This is a genomic window from Nonomuraea composti, from assembly GCF_012034275.1.
GTDB classification, from domain to species: domain Bacteria; phylum Actinomycetota; class Actinomycetes; order Streptosporangiales; family Streptosporangiaceae; genus Nonomuraea; species Nonomuraea composti.
Genome location: NZ_JAATEP010000072.1, coordinates 41,137 through 47,898 on the forward strand (window position 1 = coordinate 41,137; position 6,762 = coordinate 47,898).

The 6,762-nt window shown below is 70.7% G+C and carries 5 protein-coding genes and 1 pseudogene; all 6 read left to right on the forward strand.

The window, feature by feature from the left end; translation table 11 throughout:
- Nucleotides 1–48 precede the first annotated feature (48 nt).
- Complete coding sequence (locus HCN51_RS51455; protein ID WP_168020433.1) at nucleotides 49–1,521, forward strand: FAD-dependent monooxygenase; 1,473 nt, start codon at nucleotides 49–51, stop codon at nucleotides 1,519–1,521.
- Nucleotides 1,518–2,486, forward strand: a complete 969-nt coding sequence (locus tag HCN51_RS51460) for a quinone oxidoreductase family protein (protein ID WP_168020435.1) — start codon at nucleotides 1,518–1,520, stop codon at nucleotides 2,484–2,486. The genes HCN51_RS51455 and HCN51_RS51460 overlap by 4 nt, the downstream gene beginning before the upstream one ends.
- A gap of 81 nt (nucleotides 2,487–2,567) precedes the next feature.
- A complete protein-coding gene (locus HCN51_RS51465; RefSeq protein WP_168020437.1) occupies nucleotides 2,568–3,185 on the forward strand; it encodes a TetR/AcrR family transcriptional regulator in 618 nt (205 codons plus the stop codon).
- Nucleotides 3,182–4,615 (forward strand): FAD-dependent monooxygenase, encoded by a 1,434-nt coding sequence (locus tag HCN51_RS51470; protein ID WP_168020439.1) that lies wholly within the window; start codon nucleotides 3,182–3,184, stop codon nucleotides 4,613–4,615. Before HCN51_RS51465 ends, HCN51_RS51470 begins: the two co-directional genes overlap by 4 nt.
- 99 nt (nucleotides 4,616–4,714) lie before the next feature.
- Nucleotides 4,715–5,458 carry an enoyl-CoA hydratase-related protein gene (locus HCN51_RS51475; protein ID WP_168020441.1) on the forward strand — a complete coding sequence of 248 codons (744 nt, stop codon included), beginning with the start codon at nucleotides 4,715–4,717 and terminating at the stop codon, nucleotides 5,456–5,458.
- A gap of 166 nt (nucleotides 5,459–5,624) precedes the next feature.
- Nucleotides 5,625–6,762: pseudogene (locus HCN51_RS51480) on the forward strand (hypothetical protein); the annotation flags it as partial.

Genomic DNA, 6,762 nt, shown 5'->3' on the forward strand with positions numbered 1-6,762 from the left:
GGAGTAGGCCATGAAACACGCGTACCGGGGCGATGTGGGGAGACCAGGGTGGACGTGCTGATCGTCGGCGCCGGGCCGACCGGGCTGACCATGGCGGTCGAGCTGGCCAGGCGCAACATCGACGTACGCGTCATCGACTCCCTCCCCGCGCCGACCACCGAGACCAGGGCGCTGGGAGTCCAGCCGAGGACGCTGGAGCTGTTCGAGCGGCTGGAGCTGGCGGAGGCGACGATCGCCGCGGGGCTCCCGGTGCCCGACTTCCACGTCTTCAGCGAGGGCAGGCAGTTCCTCGACCTGAGCCTGAGCCGGCTGGACACGCCCTACCCGTACCTGCTGATGGCGCCGCAGCCGAAGGTGGAGGAGGTCCTCTACCTGAAGCTGCTGGACTACGGCGTCAAGGTGGAGCGCGAGGTCAAGCTGACGGCCCTGCTTCAGCGGCCCGGCGTCGTCGAGGTGGAGTTGCTGCACGGCGACGGCTCGGTGGAGCAGGCCCGCGTCCCGTGGCTGATCGGCTGCGACGGCGCGCACAGCACGGTACGCCACCAGCTCGGCGTGCCTTTCGTCGGCGAGGCGTTCGAGGAGAATTTCGCCGTCGCCGACGGCCGGGTCGACTGGCCGGTGCCCTATGACGTCTTCCACGCCTTCCTCGACAGGGGCCGGTTCGTGGCCTACTTCCCGATGCCCGGCGGCCTGCACCGCATCACGATCGCCTACCCGCCAGGCCGGGCACCGCAGGGTGAGGTGACCTTCGAGGAGGTGCGCTCCGCCGTGGCCGTCTGCTCCCCGCCGGGCACCCGCCTGGTGGAGATCCTGGAGTCCGGCCGCTTCCGCATCAACCAGCGCAAGGTGGCGCGCCATTCGGTCGAGCGCGTCTTCCTGGCCGGTGACGCCGCGCACGTGCACTCCGTCGTCGGCGGCCAGGGCATGAACACCGGCATCCAGGACGCCTTCAACCTCGGCTGGAAGCTCGCCGCGGTGATCCAGGGCAGAGCGCCCGCCGGCCTCCTGGACACCTACGCCGCGGAGCGCTCGCCGGTCGCGGAACGGCTGGTGAAGGGAACGCGCCGGGCGACCCGCATGACGCTGCTGAGCAACCCGGTCACCACGGCGGCCCGGCGCCACCTGGCCCCGCACCTCACCCCGCTTCCCGTCGTGCAGAAGGTCCTGTCGCGAGCGCTGACCCAGCTCGATGTGTCCTATCGCGACGGCTCGGGCGGCAGCAACGACGACCGGCTCGCCGTCGGCGACCGGTTCCCCGAGATCGGCCTGCAACACCCCTGGAAGCACACCCTGCTGGTCTTCGGTTCGGAACCGCCCACGCTGCCGGCCGTGCTCGGCGATCTCGCCGACCTGGTCGACGTCCGGTCCGTCTCGGACGTACGGACGCGCGAGCGCTGCGGGATCCAGGGCGACGGGCTCGTCCTGGTCCGCCCTGACGGATACCTGGCCCTGCTGGGCGGCGATGTCCACGACCTTTCCGCCTATCTCACCACCACCTACGGATCACGGAGGAACACATGAAAGCCATTCGGATGCACGCGGTCGGCGGCCCGGAAGTGCTGCGCCTGGGCGAGATCGACGTCCCCCAGCCGGGCGCCGGTCACGTCCTGCTGAAGGTGGAGGCCGCCGGCGTGACCTACGGCGACGTCATGAAGCGCCAGGGCGGATTCGGGCCCGACCTGCCCCTTCCCGCGGGCCTGGGGCTCGTCGCGGCGGGACGGGTGGCCTCGACCGGCGCAGGGGTGAGCGCGCCGGCTCCGGGCACCCGCGTGATGGCCTGGGTGGAGCACGGCTATGCCGAGTATGCCCTGGCCGCGGCCTCGGCGGTCGTCCCGCTGCCGGACGCGGTCGATCTGCGCGAGGCGACGGCCCTGCCGGTGCAAGGCGTGACGGCCTACCAGACGCTGCACGACGCCGCCCGCCTGCAGCCGGGGGAGTCCGTCCTCATCCACGCGGCGGCGGGAGGCGTGGGCAACCTGGCGGTGCAGTTCGCCCGCCTGCACGGTGCGAGCACGGTCATCGGCACCGCCAGCCGGCCCGGCAAGCTCAAGCACATCCGCGGCCTCGGCGCCGTCGCTGTCGACTACACCGATGAGAAGTGGCCGCAGCACGTGCTCGACGCCACCGACGGCAAAGGCGTGGACGTGGTGCTCGACTCCGTGGGCGGCGACATCTCCACACGGAGCCTGGAGTGCCTGGCACCGTTCGGGCGGATCGTGACCTTCGGCGCGGCCGGCGGTTCTCCGGCCGCCCTCACCGGCATGTCCTTGATGGTCAAGAACCAGTCGGTGATCGGCTACGGGCTGCCAGGACAGATGCAGAATCCCGCCCGTCTGGCGGAGGTCGTCGGGAAGCTGGTGCAGCTCCTGGCCGGCGGCGGGCTCGAGGTCACGATCGGGCAGATGCTCCCCCTGGAAGAAGCCGAGCAGGCGCATCGGGCCATCGCCGGTCGCGACGTGGTGGGAACAACCGTCCTGCTGCCCTGACCGGGGCGCGTGCGGCTTGAAAGCACCGTCACGCACAACTACGGTACGAACCGTACCGTTCGGTTCGTAGTGAGGTGTCGGATGGATCACGACGATGTGAAGATCGTGCAGATTCGGGCGGCGGCGAAGACGTTGTTCCTGCGCCACGGATTCGCCAACGTGAGTACGGCCGCGCTGGCCAAGGAAGCGGGCGTGTCGAAGGAGACCCTGTACACGCGCTATCCGAGCAAGGAGGCCGTGCTGGCGGACGTGCTGGAGCACCTCATCACCACCACTGAGGAACTGCCCGTCGCCACCACGGTCATCACCTGCAGAACCGACCTGGAACGTGAGCTGCGCAATTTCGCCGACAAACTGCTGGCCGGGCTCATGGACCGGGAGTACATGGAGCTGGCGCGCATCGTCATCGCCGAGACACCGAGGTTGCCGCACGTCGGTGAGACCTTCCGCTCCTCGGTCCCCGATCGGGCGCTCGGGGTGGCGGAAGGGCTGCTGGCGGCCGCGCGGGACGCCGGCGTGATCGAGGACATGGACCTGCGCAACGCGGCGCGCATGCTGGTGTCACCGCTGGTGATCCACGCGTTGACGCAGGTCCTCCTGGTCGCGCCCGGGACGGAGCAGCCCGTGGAGACCTTCGATGTCGATGCGTGCGTGTCCCTGTTCCTCAAGACGATCGTCTTCACGGAGGAGACCACATGAACGCGGAGGTCATCGTCGTCGGAGCCGGGCCGACCGGGCTGCTGCTCGCCGGAGACCTGGCCGGGGCCGGAATCCGGGTGACGCTGGTCGAGCGGCGCACCGGTGAGTCGCCGCTGTCGCGGGCGTTCGCGGTGCACGCGCGGACGATGGAGGTGCTGGACATGCGCGGCCTGGCCGAGCAGGCCCTCGCCGGCGGGAGCACGGTTCCAGGACTGCTGGTCTGGGACCAGGTCATGGTGGGGATGGCCGAGCTGCCGACCCGGTATCCGTACATGCTCATCACGCCGCAGTACGAGATCGAGCGGCTGCTGCTGAAGCGGGCGCTGGACACCGGCGTCGAGCTGCTGACCGGGTACGAGGTCATCGGCCTGCGGCAGGGCGGTGACGATGTGAGCGTGCAGGCGCGCACGTCCGACGGGCAGGAGCGCACCCTGCGCGCTCTTTACGTGGTGGGCGCCGACGGCCGGCACAGCGTCGTCCGCGACGCGGCCGGCCTCGCCTTCCCCGGCCACGCCGTGGCCCGGTCGGTGATGCTCGCCGACGTCCGGCTGACCGAGGAGCCCAGGGACGTGCTGTCGGTCAACGGCGTGCGCGAAGGGTTCGTGTTCATCGGCCCGTTCGGCGACGGCTGGTACCGCGTCATCGGCCGCAACCACCTCAACGGTGACCTGCCCGACGAGGCGCCGGTCGACCTGGAGGAGCTGAAATGGCTGACCCGCAAGGCGTACGGTACCGACTTCGGCATGCACAGCCCGCGCTGGATGTCGCGCTTCCACAGCGAGGAGCGGCAGGCGGTGCACTATCGCACCGGGCGGGTGTTCATCGTGGGTGACGCCGCTCATGTGCACGCGCCCGCCGGCGGCCAGGGCATGAACACCGGTCTTCAGGACGCGGCCAACCTGAGCTGGAAGCTCGTGGCGGCGGTCCGCGGCTGGGCGCGGCCCGGGCTGCTGGACACCTACGAGAGTGAGCGCCACCCGGTGGGCAGGACCGTTCTGCGCACCAGCGGGATCTTCACCCGGCTGGCGTTGCTGCGCTCGCCCCTGCTGCGCGCGGCCCGCAACCAGGTCAGCGGCGCGGCCATGCGGGTCAGGCCGATCCGCCGCGCCGTGGCGCTCAACATGCTCTCCGGGCTCGCCCACCGCTACACCGCCCCGGAGGGCGCCCACCCGTGGGTGGGACGGCGCGTGCCCGACTTCGCGCTCGGCGGCGAGGCGCCCGGCAGGTTGTACGAGGCGTTGCGCGGCGGGAAGTTCGTGCTCGCCACCCCGCGTGTCCCGCCGCCCGGCTGGAGCGACCGGGTGGCCCACGTCGTTCCCGCCGCCCCGGGGACGCGCGACCTGCTCATCCGGCCCGACGGCCATCTCGCCTGGGCCGGCGCCGGAGACCTGACCCGGCCGCTGGCCGATTGGTGCGGCCCCGCCTCCTGAGGAAAAGCTGTGAGCGGGCAACCAGTCACACGACAGATGCGGGACGGCGTTTTCGAGACCCACCATGGCGCTTTAGTAGCGGCTTGGTGAGGAGCGGTCATGCCCGTGCTCGATCGACAGGACGACGTCTTCATTCTCGATATCGGGGACAACGAGGACTGCACGCACCCTGACTGGATCGATGCGGTCCACGACTTGCTCGACAAAATAGAGAGATGTGACGGGCCGCGATCTCTTGTGACGTTCACGGAGAACAAATTCTTTCCGTACCCGGGTGCAGCGGTGCCCGATGAGCGGGAGTTCGTCGTAGGCATTCAGAGCTTGCTGGCGCGCCTGCTGACCTTCCCCATGGTCACCGTCGCGGCCCTGCGGGGGCACACGTTCGCGGCCGGCGCCATGATCTCGCTGGCCCACGACTTCCGGGTGATGCGTCGTGACCGGGGCTCATGGTGGCTGCCCCAGGCGCGAGCCGGCCTGCCTCTGACCGCTGGGATGTCCGCGCTGCTCCGGGCACGGTTGACCGCCCAGGTCGCGCACGAGGCCGTCGTCACCGCTCGCCGCTTCGACGGTTACGATGCTCTGGCCGCGGAGATCGTGGACCGCATCGTGGACGTGGACACGATCCGCCAGCTCGCCGTCGACCTGGCCCGCGATCACAATCACCAGGCGGGCCCCGCACTGGGCGAGATCAAGGCGCGCCTGTACGCGCCCGTCGTGGAGGCGCTGCAGGACAAGTGGCTGTGCGCCTGCGGGTCGCGGGAGGCACCGTCCGTGCCCCCGATAAGGTGGCGGCCGAAATCCGGCCGTCGCGTCGCCTTCCACGTTTTGCGCGGCCAACGGTGATCGCTCCTTCTTTCCCCGGACTCCGGCAGGGCGGACGCCTCTCCTTCCGAAATGTCGTCGGCGCGCTGTCGATCGGCAGATTCCCTTCCTGCTCGCACTCCTCCCGCGATCCTGTTGGCCACGCGCGTGCCGCTGTGGCTGATTTTCATGAGACGAGGAAATGTCAGTGGACACCACGCGTCGCGCACGTCTGGCTGCCGGAGCCTTATCGCTCACCGTCGTCGCCGCGCTCATCGCTTTGCCCGCCGGGCCCGTATCGGCCCTTCCCTCCACCTCCGCGTCCAGCGTGGCCGCGCCCGAGCCGGTCGAGGCGAGCGAGGACGAGGCCGCCGTCAAGGCCGCGCACCTGGGCGTGCCCGTGGAGGTGGCCGCGCTGCGCGGGGAGAGCAGCGACGTCTTCGTCACCCCGGACGGGCAACTGGAGGCCCGCGAGTACCTGCGCCCGATCCGGACCAGGCTCTCCGGCACCTGGCAGCCGATCGACACGACCTTGGCCGCGACCGGCGACGGCATGGTGGCACCCAAGGCCGCAACGGTGGGCCTCGGTTTCTCCGGCGGTGGCGACAAGCCCCTGGTGGAGCTGAGCCAGGCGGGCCGCCGCCTGGCGCTGTCGTGGCCGGACCCGCTTCCCCAGCCGCGTCTGGAGGGCGACACCGCGACATACCCCGACGTCCTGCCTGGCGTGGACCTGCGGATGACGGCCCAGGAGGACGGCTACAGCCAGATCCTGGTGGTCAAGTCCGCCGCGGCCGCGGCCGACGCCCGGCTGGCCGGCCTGCGCCTGGGGATGGCCGCCGACGGCATGACCGTCAAGGAGACCGCGACGGGCGGGCTGTCGGTGACCGACAACGGCTCCGGCGGGACGGTGTTCGAGGCGGCGCAGCCACTCATGTGGGACTCCAGCGCCGGACCCGCCAAGACGCCGCGTACGGACGGGCAGCCCGGCGCGGGCGCGGGCGGCCTGGCGGCCGGGGGGCTCGGAGCGGGCGAGAGCGGCAAACTGGCGGCCGTCGAGGTGGACGTGCCCGCGGGCGGCGGCGAGCTGACCTTGAAGCCCGACCTGGGCGTGCTGCGCGGCCCGGGAACGGTGTATCCGGTGTTCATCGACCCGCAGTGGTACACGCCGAAGGCGACCGCGTGGACGATGGCCTCGAAGTACTGGGCCTCCAGCCCGCAGTGGAAGTTCAACGGCAAACCGGACGCCGGCTTGGGCTACTGCGGCTGGGAATACTGCCAGCCGTACGACACCAAACGCCTGTTCTACCGCCTGCCGACGTCCCGGTTCGCGGGCAAGACGATCCTGA

What these genes read in the sequence shown, in the direction of transcription:
- HCN51_RS51460 (WP_168020435.1), top strand. Translation starts at nt 1,518, where the DNA reads ATGAAAGCCATTCGGATGCACGCGGTCGGCGGCCCGGAAGTGCTGCGC.
- HCN51_RS51470 (WP_168020439.1), top strand. Translation starts at nt 3,182, where the DNA reads ATGAACGCGGAGGTCATCGTCGTCGGAGCCGGGCCGACCGGGCTGCTG.
- HCN51_RS51465 (WP_168020437.1), top strand. Translation starts at nt 2,568, where the DNA reads ATGGATCACGACGATGTGAAGATCGTGCAGATTCGGGCGGCGGCGAAG.
- HCN51_RS51475 (WP_168020441.1), top strand. Translation starts at nt 4,715, where the DNA reads ATGCCCGTGCTCGATCGACAGGACGACGTCTTCATTCTCGATATCGGG.